The following is an 18,840-nucleotide window of genomic DNA, read 5'->3' as shown; positions in this document are numbered from 1 at the left end:
CTTCTTTTCGTAACTGATCCACTCGTTTCGCCAATGCTTCCACTGTATCGTGCTTGAAAAGTTCACGTAATGGAATTTTAATTTGGAACAGTTCTTGCAATCTAGAGACGATTTGAGTAGCAAGTAGTGAGTGCCCACCACGTTCAAAGAAGGAATCCTGAATACTAATATTTTCTATCCCTAACACTTGACCCCAAACCGAGGCAATAAGCTCTTCCGATGGCGTCCGAGGTAGCACATTTAAATCTTCAATAACTTGCTCATCAGGTGCTGGCAAGGCCTTTCGGTCAATTTTCCCATTTGGAGTAAGCGGGAAGTGTTCTAACTCTATAAAGTGCGCTGGAATCATATGAGTCGGTAATTGTTTTTGTAAATACTCTCTCCACTCTTGGGTATTTCCATCGCTTATTACATATGCAACCAATCGTTGATCACCTGGACGATCTTCTCTAACTAATACGACAGCCTCTTTAATAAACGAACATTTTTCTAAAGTCGCTTCAATTTCTCCTAATTCAATCCTAAAACCACGCATTTTGACTTGGTGGTCCATTCTACCTATAAATTCTAAATTTCCATCAGTTAGATATCTTACTGAATCTCCTGTTCGATATAGTCGTTCCCCAAATCGATATGGATGCGAAACGAATTTTTCAGCAGTAAGATTCGGACGATTTAAGTATCCACGTGCCAAACCAGCACCACCAATATATAACTCACCCTCAATTCCTATTGATTGCAAGCGTTGATTTTGGTCTAATACATATAATTGCGTGTTCTGTATTGGTTGCCCAATAGAAACAAATTCTTGATTAGGCTGAATATCAAATGCATTCACATAAATAGTGGCTTCAGTTGGCCCATAAAAGTTGGTTAATTTCACTTGTCCACTATAATCCCATTTCTGTTGAAAACGTCTAACTAACCCTGAACTTAGTTCTTCTCCACCAGAAAATACATGGCGTACGGACGAACAATTCATGTTCAATTCAATATGATTGAAGTGGTCTAAGAAAACAGATAACATCGAAGGTACAAATTGAACTATAGTAACCTGATGTTGTTTAATCACTTCAGCTATAATAGAAGGATCTTTTTCTCCACCTGGAGGTAGGAAAGATACACTTGCACCAACGTGAATGCCCCAAAACAATTCCCAAACAGAGACATCAAATGAGAATGGCGTTTTCTGCAAGACCACATCCTTTTCAGAAAGCGGATATTTATGTTGCATCCATTCTAGATAATTAATTACTGAATGATGCTCAATCATTACTCCCTTTGGATTTCCAGTGGAACCTGAAGTATAGATAATATAGGCTAAGTTATCGCCCGTCACTTCACTCGTACATACTGTAGTTACTTCTTGTTCTATTTCTGCTCGATTACGATCAATACAAATCACGTTGACGAATTTAGGTATAACCATTTTTTGTTGTAACTTTTCCTGTGTCACCAGTACCTTTATTTGAGCATCTTCTAAAATGTACTGCAGTCGACTTTCCGGATACGCTGGATCAATTGGGACATATGCTCCTCCCGCCTTCATAATTCCTAAGAGACCGACAATCATCTCAGATGAACGTGTAACGCAAATCCCAACTAATGATTCGCATGTTACACCATTTTTTTGTAAATAATGTGCCAACTGATTCGAGCGTTCGTCCAACTCTCGATATGTTAGTTCTTCATCTTCGCACACTACTGCAATTGCTTCTGGTGTTTTTTTCACCTGTTCTTCAAACATTGTATGAATCGTACTTTCTTCCATATCTATAACACGCGATTTATTCCATTCCTCTAGTAGTTGCTTATATTCTACTTTCGATAACATATTCAGTTCTGATAGTACACATTTTGGATGAGAGACAATTTGATTTAACCAATGTTTAAAATGACTTGCCATACGCTCAATGGTTGTATCATTAAACAAATCAGTATTATATTCAAAGGTTAGTGATAATCCTTCTTCCGTCTCAGAAGCAAATAAACTCAAATCAAATTTGGCAACAGAAGCATGGCTTTCCATGAGTTCCATTTGTCTTTCAGATAGCTGAAGAAACTCTTGTTTCGTATTCTGTAAAGTAAACATAGTTTGGAATATTGGTGAATGACTTGTATTCCGTTCAGGTTTTACGGATTCTACCACTTTCTCAAATGGGATGTCCTGATACTCGTATGCTTTTAGCGCTTTTTTTCTTACCTGCGACAAAAGTTCTTGGAACGTCGGATTTTCACTGAAATCAGCTCGATAAACCAACGTGTTTGCAAAGAATCCTATTAATCCCTCAATCTCTTTCACATTTCGATTAGCGATTGGGCTTCCAACTATAATGTCGTCCTGTCCTGTATAACGAGAAAGGAAGCTTTGATACGCTGCCATCAATGTCATAAATAAAGTGCATCCTTCTTGCAGACTTAAATCTTTGAGCTTTTCCTGTAGGGAATTCGCCACTATTAAGGACTGACTTGCACCACGATGGGTTTGAACTGCAGGTCGAAGACGATCCATCGGTAATTGTAAAACCGGTAGTTCCCCAGATAATTCTTCCTTCCAATATTGAAGATGCTGATTCAAATTCTCCTCTTTTTGCCATTCCTTCTGCCACATGACAAAATCTGCATATTGGATAGATAACTCCTTCAATTCCACTGGTTTTCCGGTTAGTGCTCCTTCATAAAAAGCCATCCATTCTTCAAGTAAGATTCCCATTGACCATCCATCTGAAATAATATGATGCATCGTACAAATGAGAACCCATTCTTCCCTGTCCACTTTCAATATTCGTGTTCGAATCAGAGGATCTTGTCCAAAATGAAATGGTTCCTCCGCCTCGTTTTGAATAAGGCGTTGCATTTCTTTTTCCCTATCTTCCAAAGAAAGATCTGTTAGATTCGTTTGAGGAATATGTCTGAACACATGAGATTGAACCTGTTGAAAAGGTTCACCCTCTTGTTCTAGAATTGTCGTCCTTAATGATTCATGACGCTCCAACAATTGATTCCATCCGACCTCCAATGCTTCAATTGACCATTTACCTGTTAAGCGACACGCTGCATGAATATTGTACATAGCACTATTTGGCATTAATTGATCAATAAACCATAGACGTTTCTGCGCATAGGAAAGTGGGATAATTTCTTCTCGTTTCATAGGTACAAGAGGAGCAACCTCTCGTTTTTTATCTTCTTTTCGTAACTGATCCACTCGTTTCGCCAATGCTTCCACTGTATCGTGCTTGAAAAGTTCACGTAATGGAATTTTAATTTGGAACAGTTCTTGCAATCTAGAGACGATTTGAGTAGCAAGTAGTGAGTGCCCACCACGTTCAAAGAAGGAATCCTGAATACTAATATTTTCTATCCCTAACACTTGACCCCAAACCGAGGCAATAAGCTCTTCCGATGGCGTCCGAGGTAGCACATTTAAATCTTCAATAACTTGCTCATCAGGTGCTGGCAAGGCCTTTCGGTCAATTTTCCCATTTGGAGTAAGCGGGAAGTGTTCTAACTCTATAAAGTGCGCTGGAATCATATGAGTCGGTAATTGTTTTTGTAAATACTCTCTCCACTCTTGGGTATTTCCATCGCTTATTACATATGCAACCAATCGTTGATCACCTGGACGATCTTCTCTAACTAATACGACAGCCTCTTTAATAAACGAACATTTTTCTAAAGTCGCTTCAATTTCTCCTAATTCAATCCTAAAACCACGCATTTTGACTTGGTGGTCCATTCTACCTATAAATTCTAAATTTCCATCAGTTAGATATCTTACTGAATCTCCTGTTCGATATAGTCGTTCCCCAAATCGATATGGATGCGAAACGAATTTTTCAGCAGTAAGATTCGGACGATTTAAGTATCCACGTGCCAAACCAGCACCACCAATATATAACTCACCCTCAATTCCTATTGATTGCAAGCGTTGATTTTGGTCTAATACATATAATTGCGTGTTCTGTATTGGTTGCCCAATAGAAACAAATTCTTGATTAGGCTGAATATCAAATGCATTCACATAAATAGTGGCTTCAGTTGGCCCATAAAAGTTGGTTAATTTCACTTGTCCACTATAATCCCATTTCTGTTGAAAACGTCTAACTAACCCTGAACTTAGTTCTTCTCCACCAGAAAATACATGGCGTACGGACGAACAATTCATGTTCAATTCAATATGATTGAAGTGGTCTAAGAAAACAGATAACATCGAAGGTACAAATTGAACTATAGTAACCTGATGTTGTTTAATCACTTCAGCTATAATAGAAGGATCTTTTTCTCCACCTGGAGGTAGGAAAGATACACTTGCACCAACGTGAATGCCCCAAAACAATTCCCAAACAGAGACATCAAATGAGAATGGCGTTTTCTGCAAGACCACATCCTTTTCAGAAAGCGGATATTTATGTTGCATCCATTCTAGATAATTAATTACTGAATGATGCTCAATCATTACTCCCTTTGGATTCCCTGTAGATCCTGAAGTATACATAACATACGCTAAATTTTCTCCTGTTACACCACTTATACATGGGGTTGTGTCTTCTTTTTCAATTGCAGTGTAATCTTTATTCATACAAATCGTTTCTATATTTTCAGATACAAACAAATTTTTAGAATTCTCTTCCGTCACTAGTACTTCGATTCCAGCATCCTCTAATATATATCGAAGTCGACTCTCTGGATAAGTAGGGTCAAGTGGAACATACGCTGCTCCTGATTTTAAAATACCTAATAACGCTATCATCATTTGTAATGAACGTTCCATATATACCCCAACTAGAGACTCTGGGCCTACACCATGCTTTTGTAAATAATGAGCTAGCTGATTTGCACGCTTCTCCAACCCTTTATAGGTAATTTGTTCATTTTCGTAACTAGCCGCGATTGCTTCCGGTGTTTTTTTAACTTGCTCCTCAAACATCGTATGAATCATGCCTTCAGCCGAATAATTAACTTGAGTATGATTCCATTCTTCTAGTAACTGTATCTGTTCTTCTTCTGTTAAATGGGTAATTTCAAATAGTTTTGAGTCTAGGCTCTTCGTCATCTGAATTAATATTTGCAATAAGTGATTCTGAATCAGATTTATTGTTTCTTCATTAAAATAGCTTCGATCATACATCAACTTTAAAGTAATTTTCTTACCGGGCATTACAATGAGTGTTAAAGGATAATTTGTTTGTTCCGTGCTTTTAACATCTAGTAATCTTAAATCATCATTTCTCTCACCTTGAATTGGATAATTTTCAAACACATACAAGGTATGAAATAAGGAGCTATTTCGCGGAACCTCACTCCAGCCTTGAATATCTATCAACGAATTATACTCATACTGTCTTCGTTCCGTTTCTTTCATTTGTATTTTACGAAGCCAATCTACTACTGATGTATTATCCGCTAATCGAATTCTGGTAGGTAATGTGTTAATAAATAGCCCCACCATATTCTCTGCTCCCATTAAATCAGTAGGACGTCCAGCGCTAGTTACGCCAAATACGACGTCACTGTCACCGCTATACCTACTCATCAAATAAGCCCATGCACCTTGTACTAACGTATTCAACGTTAATCGACTATTTCGTACCCACTCTTGTAAATTCTCAGTAAGTTCCTCAGATACTTGATAAGCACACTCCCCATAACCCTTCTCTTGTCCTTGATCCTTTCTTTCCATTGCTAATGGAGTAGGTGCATAGAATCCTTTTAATTCTTCTTTCCAAAATTCCTCTGCTTGACTTTGATCTTGTTTATTTATCCATTGAATATATTTTTTATAAGGAAGAGATTTAGGAAGATTCAAAAATTCTCCCTTTATCATCTTGAGATAAACTTCCATCACTTCACTAAAGACCAATGACACACTCCATCCATCTAGCAAAATATGATGATGTGTCCAGATAATTCTCGTTTCCTCTTTTGCTTCTTTAATCGCAGTGACTCTCATCAATGGTGCTTCATCCAATAAAAATTCTTTCCTACGATCTGCAGTCAAAAACTGTTGTAATTTCTTCTCCTTCTCCTCATGCGAATAGGTACTCCAATCCTCTTGATGAATAGTAAAAGGAAGACGTTCGTAAACTGCTTGTAGAGGTTTTTCTACTTCTTCCCAAACAAATACTGAGCGCAGAACCTCATGTCGTTGAATAACATATTCCCAAGCTTTTTCAAAAGTAGCAACATCCAATTGCCCCCCGAGCAAGAAACCTACTTGTACAATATAGGAAAAAGAATGTTCATCATCTTGATCGTATAAAGTATGAAACAGTATTCCTTTTTGCAAAGGTGATAAACCATATATATCAATAACGTCTCCCATTTTTACACCCTCTTCTTTGTTAATTTAAGTAATACTTTGCTTAAGCTTTCTTCCGTAAGATCCTCTGCATCAGCAAAATCTGATACCGTAAAAGCAGACTCTGTTGTTGGTTTATTTATAAGTTGACGGAGATGCCTTAACATACCATCTGCTATCACTTGAATTTTTAATTTAGAAAACTGTTCCCTACTATACATCCAAATAAAATGTAACTTTTCATCTTTCACCATTCCGATAACTTCAATTAGATGAGATGGTTTGGAATCTGGAGCATGATCTAAAAATGTAAATCCTGTCTCTTGCATAAACAAAGAGTCCCTTGAAAACACCTGATCAAATTGGCCCAAATAGTTAAAGCTTATTGAAGGCTTTTGCTGATAAAACGGAAGTAATCCTTTATTCAAGTAACGTAAAATACCATAGTCAACTCCGCGATGTGGAATTCGACGTAATTGTTCTTTGACAGCCTTTAACCCTTCAATAGGTGTCTGAGTTCCTTGAAAATTGAGATGAACGGGATAAATACTCGTGAACCAGCCCACTGTCCTTGATAAATCAATACCTTCAATCATCTCTTCTCTTCCGTGTCCTTCTAGATGAATAGAAACGGTTTGCTGATTTATACAATCAACGATAGCTTGTCCTAATGCCGTTAATAGTACCTCATCAATCCTTGTCTTATGAGTGACTAGAACTTCGTGTAACAATGTTTGTGTTTCTTCTATTCCTAAAGTCCTCGTCACTTGATCAATCGATTCTTCTGTTGTTTCTTGTATTGGATAGTCCATTGGAATTTTCATCGTTTCTTTTTCTACTTGTTCATTCCAATAATTTTGTACTTCTTTTGAAATCCCCGAATCACTGTATGTCTGGAGTCGTTCAGACCACTCTTTAAAAGATGTACTTTTCGCAGGTAAGCGAACTTCTTGACCTTGTTTCATCTGGTTATATACCACCTGTAAATCTTCCAATAGAATCCTCCATGACACTCCATCTACTACTAAATGATGAATCACCCAGAATATTCGATCATTTCCAGTCAAGTTATCTTCAAAGTACACTACTCTCATTAACGGACCAGTAACTAAATTGAAACTAGCTTGATTAATGTTCATCTCTTCTTGTATTATTTTATTCCACTCTTTTTCATTAACTTGATTACGTTTTACAACATGGAGTACTGACAGCTCATCAGTCCCTTCATTTCTCTGCCTCCACGTTCCGTTTGGTAACTGTTCGTACCGGAAACGTAAAGCATCATGATGTTTCAGTAAATTTAATATCGCTCCCTCTAGTAATTTCACATTCAATCTTTCTTTTACTCTTAAAAGCATTGATTGATTCCAATGCTCTGTATGTGGATGTTCTTGCTCGAAGAACCAGCACTGAATTGGAGTAAGAGGCACATCACCTATCACAATTCCCTGCTCCGCTTGTACTCCCTGCGTTTCTATAGCCACTTGTGCCAGCTCAGCGATAGTTGGGCATTCAAACATTTGCTTTGGAGTAAGTTTTAACCCCACTTGACTTGCTTGAGATATGATTTGAATACTGAGAATCGAGTCGCCACCAATTTCAAAGAAATTATCATAGATTCCCACCTTTTTAACACCTAATACTCGCTTCCAAATGGTAGTCAGTATCTGTTCGTTACTATTCCGAGAGCCAACACATTCACTATTAATCTGCTTTTCCTCTGGCATAGGTAAGGCCTCACGATCAACTTTACCGTTAGCTGTAAGTGGAATAGCTTCCATCGCCACAAATCCCGAAGGAACCATATAACTTGGTAGTTTCGCTTTAAGATACTCTCTCCACGCATCTACATTTCCATCTCCTACAACATATGCTACTAATCTTTTATCGCCCGGCTGATCTTCTCTTACAATTACAACTGCCTCTGTTACAGATGCATATGTATTTAAAGTAGACTCAATTTCCCCAATCTCAATTCTGAAACCACGTATTTTAACCTGATGATCAATTCTTCCACGATAATCTAGATTCCCATCTGGCAAATACCTAGCTAAGTCTCCTGTCCGGTATAATCTTGCTTTCGGATTACTACTAAATGGATGAGATATAAAACGCTCTGCTGTTAATTCAGGTCTATTTAAATATCCACGTGCCAATCCTGCTCCACCAATATAAAGTTCACCATCAACACCTATAGGAACAGGTTGTTGATAAGCGTCTAGTATATACACTTCTAAATCGGGAATCCGCTTTCCAATATTACTTCTTGAAGCATGCTGCACATCATCTAGAGTAATTGGATAATATGTAACATGAACTGTAGTTTCTGTAATTCCATACATATTAATTAACTGTGGTTTTTTCTCCCCATACCTTTGAAACCACGGTAACAAGCCAATAGGTTCTAACGCTTCTCCGCCAAATATCACGTAACGCAGCTGCAAATTTTTATTCTTATCTTCTTGTTCACACACTCGTATTAATTGGCGGAATGCGGAAGGTGTCTGATTTAGAACTGTGACTTCTTCCTCCACCAATACTTGATAAAAATCCTTAGGTGATCGACTAATCCAGTACGGAACAACAACTAATTTTCCACCATATAATAACGCTCCCCAAATTTCCCATACTGAGAAATCAAATGCATACGAATGAAAAAGCGTCCAAGTATCTTTTTCATTAAACTGATACAAACAATCCGTCGATTTAAATAACCGTATAACATTGTGATGCTCTATCATAACACCTTTTGGATTTCCTGTTGATCCCGAAGTATAGATCACATATGCCAGATTTTGGGGACCGACACTAGAAACCGGCAAAGTCTTACTTTCTTTCCCAATCTCATCTTGATCACAATCCAGGCAAATCGACTCAACATTTTCTGGTAACCAGTTCAATTCTTTTAAACTTTCTTGCGTTACGAATAACTGAATGCTAGCATCTTCTAAAATATATTGAAGTCGCTGCTCTGGATATGTTGGATCAAGTGGAACATAAGCCCCACCAGCCTTCAAAATTCCTAAAATACCTACAATCATTTCGAGGGAACGTTCAACGCACAGTCCAACTAAAGTATCAGGTCCTACTCCCTTTTTCTGCAGATAATGAGCTAACTGGTTTGCACGTTCATTAAGCTCCTTATAAGTAATTTTTTCTTTTTCATACGTAACTGCAATAGCATTTGGATAAATCATCGCTTGCCGTTCGAACATTTCATGAATAGTTACTTGAGGTGGGACATCCAGTTTAGGATTGTTGAACTCAACTAAACTTTTTCTTTTATCTTCCTCAGAAATGATTTCTATTTCAGCCACCTTCTGCTTTGGGTTTTCAAAAATATTTTCCAGTATCACTAGCATAACGTTAAAGAATCGTTCTATCTCTTCCTTAGAAAATAGCTCCTCACGATAATCAATATGTACATGTAAAGAGTCTATATCAATTAGATTTTCAATATGAACTGCAAAATCTTGTACTTCTTCACGGTTTGGAATCCATAGTGAGTCACCACTTTCATCACGATCCCTATAATCAATCGTAGTTCCGAAAAGTCTCACATTACTGTTATTCTCTTTATTAATCTGCTTTAATAACAAATCAAATGGATATTTCTGGTGTCTTAATGATTTACTTTGTTTTCTGGACACTCTACTAATAAATGAAAGTACTTCTTCTTCTGGATCAATATCCATTCTTAAAGGAACTGTACTCACCATCATTCCAATCAATTTTCGTTCCATTTTAGTCATACGGTTGCCGTAAGCCATTCCTAAACCAATATCAAGCGATGAGGTCCACCGATACATGGACAACGAAAAAGCAGCAACAAAAAGAGTATATAAACTATTTTTGTAATCTTCAGAAAATCTCTCCATCTTTCTCTTCAAATGTTCCGTTAATATAAACGTCTCACGTGATGCTTTTGTACTAACTTGGTACGTATTATAAGGCTTCAATCCAGTCACAGATGGCAGTGTTTTAAATTCCTCTAACCAAAATTTTTGATCTTTTTGAAAGCGACTACTATTCAAGTATGTTTGTTCGTTGGTCAGAAATTGAACATATGAATTTTTAATTTCGCCTTCCTCATTCTCGTTATGCATGTCATAATAATATTTTGCAATCTGCTCAGTAAATATTTGAATTGATAAACCATCCATAATAATATGATGAACATTTCCAAAGACTGCACATTCATTATCGTTTAATTTTATTAAAGCGAAATAGTATAAATTTGAATTAAATAATGTAAACGTTTCTTTTGTTTTCTGCTCAATCCATTCCTCAAGCAAATTTGTATTCTCCACATTACTGAAATCAAAAAACTCAAATTCTTGTTCTTCATGTTTAGTAAAATATTGTTTCGGTTCCTGATGCCCATTTTCTTTTAACCTAATGCACAGACCGTCATTTTCACTGATAACGCGATTCACAACTTGGTTTAATTTTGAATAATTCATTTTTCGATGAAGTTTAAATAAAAATCTTAAATTACATATTCCTTTATCAGAATGAACGACTTCTGTATACCATATTCTTCGCTGCGGATGGCTTAATGGATAGCATTCCTCATTGGTCATAAAAATCTTCCCTTCAAAAATTATTTGCTCTTATAGGTTCGTGTTTATGTTTAGCCCATAAATATTTCTGCAGTGAAACTCCAATTACTCCAATAATAACAAGCCCAATCCCTCCATAAACATAGAGTTGAGTTACTCCAAACAAATGCACTAATGGACCACTCATAGCAGGAGAAATAATTAGAACTGCGTTTGTTAAACTGCTTTGTATACCAAATACTCTTCCTACTTGATCTTGATCGGATTCTATTTGTAAAATGACTTGATTAGATACAAGCATCAGCCCACTTCCGATACCAGCGATAAAACTAATTAAATAAGCTAAAACGAAGACCGTACCGGGCGTTATCAAACCAATCCCCCAAAAACCAATTCCCATTAAAACCATACCTCCACATACTACCCAGCCATATTGAAATTGTTTTAATTTCTGAGTTAGTAATGCACCAAGTATTCCGCCAAGACCAATAATAGAAATGATATATCCCATTTTACTTTTATCATGTGGGAATAAGCTCTTAAATAAAGTTGGGAATTGTGAGTCTACTAATTGTAATACTGCCATGGCTATTGTAACGAAAATCATGGTTGATAATATTATCCGATTAGATAACACATAACCCCACCCTTGTACCCAAGCGGTCCAAGTACTTTGTTTTTGCTTTTCAACAAATTCTTTCGATATAGTTTCTTTAAATTTTATTGTGGGTATGAGAACTAAGGTAGCTAATAAACAACTTATAGCTCTTATAATGAGGCAGAACTCTGGTTGAAACCAGCTCAGCAACATGCCCCCTATAAGTGGGCCTACTATCTTTGTACCCTGCTCTACTATTCCGTTGATACTTACTGCTTTAGTAAGCAAGTCCGGGGATACAATCTGTCTTGTTAGTGTTTGCTGTGCAGGATAATAGAAAACAATAAAAATAGAACGAATCATTAATGCCACTAAGAGCCAGTGGATATCTTGTACAAATAAAAGAGCAATTGTTATTAGACCAACCATTAGATTACAGAACATCATAATTGGAATTTTTCTAAAACGATCTGCAATAACACCTGCCCATGAGCCAAAAATAATTCCAGGAAGTGCATATGCAACAGGAATCAATCCAATCATAGTAGGATCTACTTCCCATTCAAACCCAACTATAGTCATAATCGCTAACATATCAATAAAAACACCAAGCATAAGCAATGAATAGGCAGAGAAAACTTGTAAATAAACCCTATTTCCTAATAGGCCTTTTGAATCAGTAGTTTTCATAAAAGCAAGCTCCTTAGGTTACTAATATAAACGCTTTTGCGTATAAGGTACCTCTTTATTAAACCTAATTAATCATTATTGACACCTCACCTAGAATTTAACTTCGTCAAAACTCAAATCAGTCTTATTTTTCGTATATTTAAAATAGTCAGACAAACGAAAGCGTACCTATTCCTTCATTTTTATATCAACTGTTACAAAATATATCTTTACCTTACACTAATAACAGCTAAACGTTGCCTTAATATAACCCTTTACAGTCGTTTACACATTCAATTCACATCCTTTTTAAAGTTGGCTTTTTTCTATCTCAAATACTATCACACAAATATTTCACCTACTATATTCATAAAGTTGAAATATTTGAATCAGAAAATTCGGATAAAAAACCAAATCCACAAATCATAACAAACTATTATTTATTTATATTTTCATTTTATAGATAGCTTTAATCATAAGGGTATCAAGAATTAAGTTTTTTAATTTTATTAACATAATAGTTTAAAGAGACCGTAAATCCTACTAAACAAAAAAAATATACAATAAAGTATATTTTTTTCTTATCCTACATATTTTCTATGCAAATTAATTCCAATAACTAAACTTGATAATAAAAATATAATATTACCAATCACTAATGTACTCATAACAAGAATTGAATAATATAGTATTAATACTTCTGCACCTACTACCTATTTTATTTATTGGATATTTATACTTCAAAAAAATTACACATCATTCACAATTAGGATACATACCCAAAATATGTTTTGAACGTTTTATTATATTTTAAGATAATATAAAATCAGTTTTTCTATAAGAGAACTTAATTTTTATGTAGTACGAAACTGTTAGTAATACAGTATATACTAATTTAGTTATAAAAACATTTAAAGATCACCTATTTCCATAAGTGATCTTTCTTTGTGATTCTGTATTTGTGCACTACTGTAGAAATATATCGTAGAAACGCTTTGTTTGCTAAATGTTTAGTTCTTTCCATTTACTAAAAAACATAGCTTCATACACTTAATATCATATTCGTTACATTGCAAACTATTATTTTGTCTTCTGTACAGGCAGACTACTAAAAATTAGTTCAGCAACTTTTACATATCCTTTTGAGTTTGGATGAATTAAATCCTTAGACCAAAGCGTATTGTCATTAACTAAATGATGATTCCAAAAATCAACATGATGAAGCTTATACTCTCTGCTCAGTGAATGTATAACTTCATTTGCCTCTAATAATTGTTCTTTTATTACTTGTTTTTTTTCAGAAGCAAAAGGAAGCCTAACTGTAAAATCTGGAAGGTTTGCTATAATAATATCAGCCCCTGCTTTACTTAATGTATCTATCATAAATTCCATATCGTTCTTATATGCATCATGATTCCAACGTCCTTTTAAAACATCGTTTGCCCCTGCAATGAGACTAACCAAATCTGGATTAAACGTTAGCGCCTTTTCCAATTGCTGCGATTGAATTTCTTTAGTTACTAACCCACGCTTTGCAAAATTGGCATATTCTATATCGTTTTCACACAGTTGAACAAAATGATTTACCCAGCTTTTTAATGCAATTCCCTCAACTTCATCCCCTATCCCCTCTGTAAAACTATCGCCAATTGCTACAAATCGCTTCCACATTTGTATTCCCCCTTTATTGTTAACCATATCTATACTATACAATAGCTCACACCGTAATTGTTATTTCTAAGTGGTTTTCGATTTCGATTATATTCCACTTTACTATATTTACATTTAGAATCCAAAATTGACCGATTCCTAAGTATACTTAGGAATCGGTCATATTCATATATTTACTAAAGAAATACAATCTATCTAGGAATTATACTTTTTTCAAAAAATTTGTTGTTCTTTGTTTTGCCCAGTCGATACATTTCTTTTCGATTAAATGATATGAAACTATAGAAAAAAGTAGTGTCATTGCAATGCACAAAGTAAGAAAGAAAAAGATAGGTATCTTTGTATACAATAGTTTAAATAGTACCATCATGATTGGAAAATGACACAAATAGATACTGTATGAAATTTCTCCTAAATATACAAATACACTCTTATTTAGAAATGCTTTTACTTTTAGGTTACTCATAGCCATTATAATAAATATACTAACCCCCATTACGACACCCCAATCTTTTAATAAGAAAGTTGTATCATTACGGGAAAAACCATAAATTAAAATGGAATATAAATATAGGATAACCCCTAATGCAATAAGAAATCCTTTTTTAAATTTTTTCATATTCCTATATGAGTAGATAAGTTTTTCCTGATACTTAAAAAGTAACATTCCAACCATAAACATAGATGTAAAATGCAGTGTATCAGCATAACCATTATAAAATCCTTCAGCTTTCCCAATATGCAACATATTAAGAACAACACTAATTAATGAAAAGCTCAAAGCAAATAGTATCGTTTTCTTCCAATTCAGTTTATAAAAAAGAAGGAATAACAAAGGAAACACAATAGATATACGCATTTCTTGAGCCAATGACCAAATAACTGGATTATAATTTTCCGTAAAAAAGTTATTAAGAAGCACAAAGTGGTTTAGAATATCTAATTTCGTTATAGACCCTTGCCACCTATCATAGAACCAATCCCGTAGTCCTACCACTTCATACGACGAAAATAAAATAAATAAAACAAAGGTAACGATTATCCAAAAATAATAAGGAATATAGATTCTTACAAATCTCTTAATTAAATATCCCCAATAATTTGTTTTTGAATGATAAAGTGCCATAGATAACACAAAACCACTTAGTACATAAAAAACAATAACAGCTTCCCCACCCGCCCATAAAAACCTAAGCGGGGAAAATTTAATAGAATTAGGCAACGATGGTAGCATTAAACAAAAATGTCCAAATACCACAGTAAGTGCCGCTAACCCTCGTATGGAATCTAATTCTTTTATTCTCTTACTCATAAAATGTTCTCCTTGTAAAATATAAATCTTGCTGTTCATAAAGGCCACTATAAGAATGTAGTGTAGAATTGTACATATTGTTTCTTTAAATTTCTAATATAAGCAGTACAAAGTTAATTTTACCTCCATTTCTTTATATACATAATTTAAAACAAAACATTTAATACAAAGAAAAGATTTTATTAAATTTTTATAAAGTGAAACATTTAGTTGTATCCTATAAAATTAGCTTTTTATTATATCAATCGCACTATCCCACATACCACTGAAAAAAGATCCTGTTTTACGCATAAAACGTGTAAACCACTTTGCTTGTTCCACATCAGATTTTGTTACAAGGTCTATTTGTAATGATTTACCTGATAAAAACCCAGGATCTGTATTATCTTTAGGCGAGATAATCATTTTACTAATTGTTACACCTTTTTTAATAGGCACTTCTTGTTTTTTATTCAATACTTTAAATTCTTTTTTATAAATGTCTTTATTGCCCTTCGGCATTGGAAGTGAAACAGCTTGCTTCGTTTGAACTACTACATCTTTGTCTTTTGCATTTGCTACTCGCACTGTTTCATGCCCTTTTACTACTGAATCTTTTCTGTAGACATTCTTCACTTCAAAATTCGCAAATCCATAATCGTATAATTTCTTTGTTTCATCAAAACGTGCCGTATGAGATTTTGCTTTTATCACTACAGAAATTAGGCGCATACCATTTCTTTCTACTGTACCAGTGAAACAATCTCCCGCTTCTGGAGTCGTTCCTGTTTTCAAACCATCTACACCTTCATATTGCTTAATTAAACCTTTTAACATCCAGTTAAAGTTCGCCATATCAATTGGATATTTACCACCCTCTTGGAATGTTTTTTTAGGAATTTTTGCTGTATTTAATATTTTGGGGAAATCTTGAATAAGACGTTGCGCTAAAATTGCACAATCTCTTGCAGACATTTTATTTTTCTCGTCTAGAGTTGTCCCTTCTGGGTGATATCCTTTTAAATCTTGATTTGTTAAGCCTGTAGAGTTTACAAATTTATAATCTTTCATTCCAAACTCTTTCGACTTATCGTTCATCATTTTTACAAAATTGACTTCTTTACCAGCAATCTGTTCAACTAAAGCAATTGTTGCACCATTTGCAGAGTAAATTGCCATTGCCTCATATAACTCTTTTACCGTATAAGAGCCACCATTTTCTAATGGAACGTTTGATAATGAACGATCTTGCGAAATCTTATGTGCATATTCAGAGATTTTAACTTTTTGATCCCATTTAAGTTTTCCTTTATCCACCGCTTCATGAACTAAGTATTCGCTCATCATTTTTGTCATACTAGCAATTGCCAATGATTCATCTGCATTTTTTTCATATAAAATTTTTCCGGAATTTGCTTCTATTAAAATTGCTGATCCCGCTTCAACGTCTATAGCAGAAACTGTTTCCGCTGCTGCTCTTCCAAATGTAACGAACATGCTAAAAAATAGTGTAAGCACTGTTACTATTGCAATAAATCTCTTGCAAAACATACCTTTCACTTCTGTTACCTCCAATACCTTTGTACTCAAAAAAACCGTTATTCTAACATAATCTCAAAAAAATAGACAGTGTTCTCAAATTATATATACATATTAGACGTTAGGATCGCTTTCATATAGACCATCTCATCCGACACTTTTAGGTGCCCTGATACTTTGTACTCCCACACATATCCCTATTTTTAATCCCCTTATATTTTTCAAAATGATTCGCACTTTCATATTTTTTAGGATTACAATTAATAGACAATCTAGATGCTACATTTGTTCCATATTTACAAAAAATAAAGTGAAACTTTAATCAGTGGGAGTCTTACTGCCCGTTAATGCTTTATTAGCTATCAAGGATTTTAATTATTCAATTCAGCTATTTGCTAGACCTATATTAGAGATGAATTTTATTTAGTCTAAACTATTAGTTTTTTGTAATAAAAAAACTACACCCTATACTGGATGTAGTTTTTCTAACTGATTTATTTATTTTTCACTTCATTTTTATAAAAAGCAAATAATGGTTCGATGGATGGACTAGATAACAGCGGAATTGCCTTCTCGATCAATTTCCTATCCCAATCAAACCAACGCATTTCCATTAACATATTTATCTCTATATCAGTGAATCGTTTCTTTATTTCCTTAGCAGGATTTCCACCAACTATTGTATACGGCGGAACATCTTTACTTACGACAGATCCTGCAGCAACAATTGCCCCTTCACCAATAGTCACGCCAGGCATTATTATAGCATTCATTCCAATCCAAGCATCACTTTGAATGACTGTATCGCCCTTTGGTTCATATGATTGTTTGATTTGCTCAGCGAATGGATATACTGTAATCCATTCTGAGTGATGATTATGATTACCACCCATTAAAATGACTACCCCACTTGCAATGCAAACATAATTCCCAATAATGAGTTTATCAAGATGCCATCCCATCTGTTCAATTGGATTGAAAAGTGCTTGAGACTTAGCATCCCCCCACAAATACCTTACACAGCCATCTTCAAAATTTTGATGGCTATAATAGCCTGAATAATAGGAGTACTCTCCTACTTCAATGAGTGGATTTGTTACTATATCTTTTATATACTTTGTTTCTGACCAATGATTAAATAATGGATACTTCATAACTTTATTCCTCGCTTCTAAGTATTATATATTTTGCTATTTACTTAGAAGCTTACTACGACTGCTACATTTTTTAGCTTTCTCAAACGACGAATCATTATCTTCAAGCCTTTCTTTTATACTATAAAAAAGCATAACGCAATATATTACACTAGTCAAATTGTGTAATTTTGAACACATCTTAAACAGCGTAATACTGCAATAAGAACATGAAAACACTCTAACTTTGATCCAAATAATATATTGATTACATTTAGTTTATATTTTGTAAAAAAATTTTAATTGCCATGACAAAGCAAACAATAACCACTATTGGTCGTATTAATGACGTCCCTTTTGTAAGCACCATCTTCGCTCCAATATACGATCCTATAATTTGACCAAGCATCATAATCAACCCAATTGTCCAATCGATTTGGCCAAAAATAATAAAATATAACAAAGCAGCGAAATTACTTGTAAAATTCAAGATTTTAGCATTTGCAGTTGCTCTCGTAGCACTATATCCACATAAAAGAATGAATGCTAAAGCAATTAAACTACCTGTTCCTGGGCCGAAGAAACCATCATAAAATCCAAGGAATGGAGCCACTGTTAACGCAAACAACAACATACTTATTTTTCTCGGTCGATCTTCGTTTGCTATATTTGGAGATAATAGAAAATAAAGACCAATAATAATAAGTAAAAAAGGTAATATCATGATTAAATATTCTGCTCGTATCTGTAAAACAAGCCATCCACCCAAAACTGATCCCAAAAAGGTCATTAAGATGGACAAACGCATTTCTTTAAGATTAATTTCTTTCTTCTTAATAAAAAACACTGTTGCCATGAAAGTTCCGCTACTCCCTTGTAGTTTATTAGTCGCTATCGCTACAGAAGGAGACATACCTACTAATAACATTATCGGGATAGTTATCATACCACCGCCCCCAGCAATCGTATCTATCCATCCTGCTAATACAGCTACTAAAAATAGTAGTATAAGTAATTCAATAGTAAAATCCATACAAAGAATATGGGAAGGCTTGAGCTATTATAACCCAAACCTC

Annotated in this window: 7 protein-coding genes and 1 pseudogene; all 8 read right to left on the bottom strand. The window is 34.7% G+C overall.

Translation table 11 applies throughout. The annotated features are described in order from the left end of the window. Positions 1 to 10 precede the first annotated feature (10 nt). A pseudogene (locus MHH55_RS06455) lies at positions 11 to 6,325 on the bottom strand (amino acid adenylation domain-containing protein); the annotation flags it as partial. Positions 6,326 to 6,327: 2 nt separating this feature from the next. Further along, positions 6,328 to 10,884 (bottom strand): non-ribosomal peptide synthetase, encoded by a 4,557-nt coding sequence (locus tag MHH55_RS06450; RefSeq protein ID WP_078186869.1) that lies wholly within the window; start codon positions 10,882 to 10,884, stop codon positions 6,328 to 6,330. 13 nt (positions 10,885 to 10,897) lie between these two features. Then, positions 10,898 to 12,151: an MFS transporter gene (locus MHH55_RS06445; protein WP_017658009.1), complete on the bottom strand. Its 1,254-nt coding sequence runs from the start codon at positions 12,149 to 12,151 to the stop codon at positions 10,898 to 10,900. Positions 12,152 to 13,210: 1,059 nt separating this feature from the next. Continuing rightward, the gene (locus tag MHH55_RS06440; RefSeq protein ID WP_048538848.1) at positions 13,211 to 13,801 is read right to left on the bottom strand and encodes an SGNH/GDSL hydrolase family protein; all 591 of its coding nucleotides are present in this window, start codon (positions 13,799 to 13,801) and stop codon (positions 13,211 to 13,213) included. Between the two features lie 202 nt (positions 13,802 to 14,003). After that, entirely contained in the window at positions 14,004 to 15,152 is a 1,149-nt protein-coding gene (locus MHH55_RS06435; protein WP_173602636.1) for an acyltransferase family protein, read from the bottom strand. Positions 15,153 to 15,338: 186 nt separating this feature from the next. Further along, positions 15,339 to 16,652, bottom strand: coding sequence for a D-alanyl-D-alanine carboxypeptidase family protein (locus tag MHH55_RS06430; protein ID WP_078187935.1), 1,314 nt, complete (start codon positions 16,650 to 16,652; stop codon positions 15,339 to 15,341). A gap of 473 nt (positions 16,653 to 17,125) precedes the next feature. After that, positions 17,126 to 17,785 carry a CatB-related O-acetyltransferase gene (locus MHH55_RS06425; RefSeq protein ID WP_000876937.1) on the bottom strand — a complete coding sequence of 220 codons (660 nt, stop codon included), beginning with the start codon at positions 17,783 to 17,785 and terminating at the stop codon, positions 17,126 to 17,128. 253 nt (positions 17,786 to 18,038) lie between these two features. Beyond that, positions 18,039 to 18,797, bottom strand: a complete 759-nt coding sequence (locus MHH55_RS06420; RefSeq protein ID WP_000347981.1) for a TSUP family transporter — start codon at positions 18,795 to 18,797, stop codon at positions 18,039 to 18,041. Positions 18,798 to 18,840: the final 43 nt, after the last annotated feature.

The sequence above is a fragment of the Bacillus sp. FSL K6-2944 genome (genome assembly GCF_038005385.1).
Taxonomy (GTDB): domain Bacteria; phylum Bacillota; class Bacilli; order Bacillales; family Bacillaceae_G; genus Bacillus_A; species Bacillus_A cereus.
Note: the sequence above shows the minus strand (reverse complement) of the source record. Positions and strands in the feature narration are given on the sequence as shown.

Bases quoted from the DNA above. Each gene is read 5' to 3' on its own strand.
- MHH55_RS06440 (WP_048538848.1), bottom strand. From the start codon at position 13,801: ATGTGGAAGCGATTTGTAGCAATTGGCGATAGTTTTACAGAGGGGATA.
- MHH55_RS06450 (WP_078186869.1), bottom strand. From the start codon at position 10,884: ATGACCAATGAGGAATGCTATCCATTAAGCCATCCGCAGCGAAGAATA.
- MHH55_RS06445 (WP_017658009.1), bottom strand. From the start codon at position 12,151: ATGAAAACTACTGATTCAAAAGGCCTATTAGGAAATAGGGTTTATTTA.
- MHH55_RS06425 (WP_000876937.1), bottom strand. From the start codon at position 17,785: ATGAAGTATCCATTATTTAATCATTGGTCAGAAACAAAGTATATAAAA.
- MHH55_RS06420 (WP_000347981.1), bottom strand. From the start codon at position 18,797: ATGGATTTTACTATTGAATTACTTATACTACTATTTTTAGTAGCTGTA.
- MHH55_RS06435 (WP_173602636.1), bottom strand. From the start codon at position 15,152: ATGAACAGCAAGATTTATATTTTACAAGGAGAACATTTTATGAGTAAG.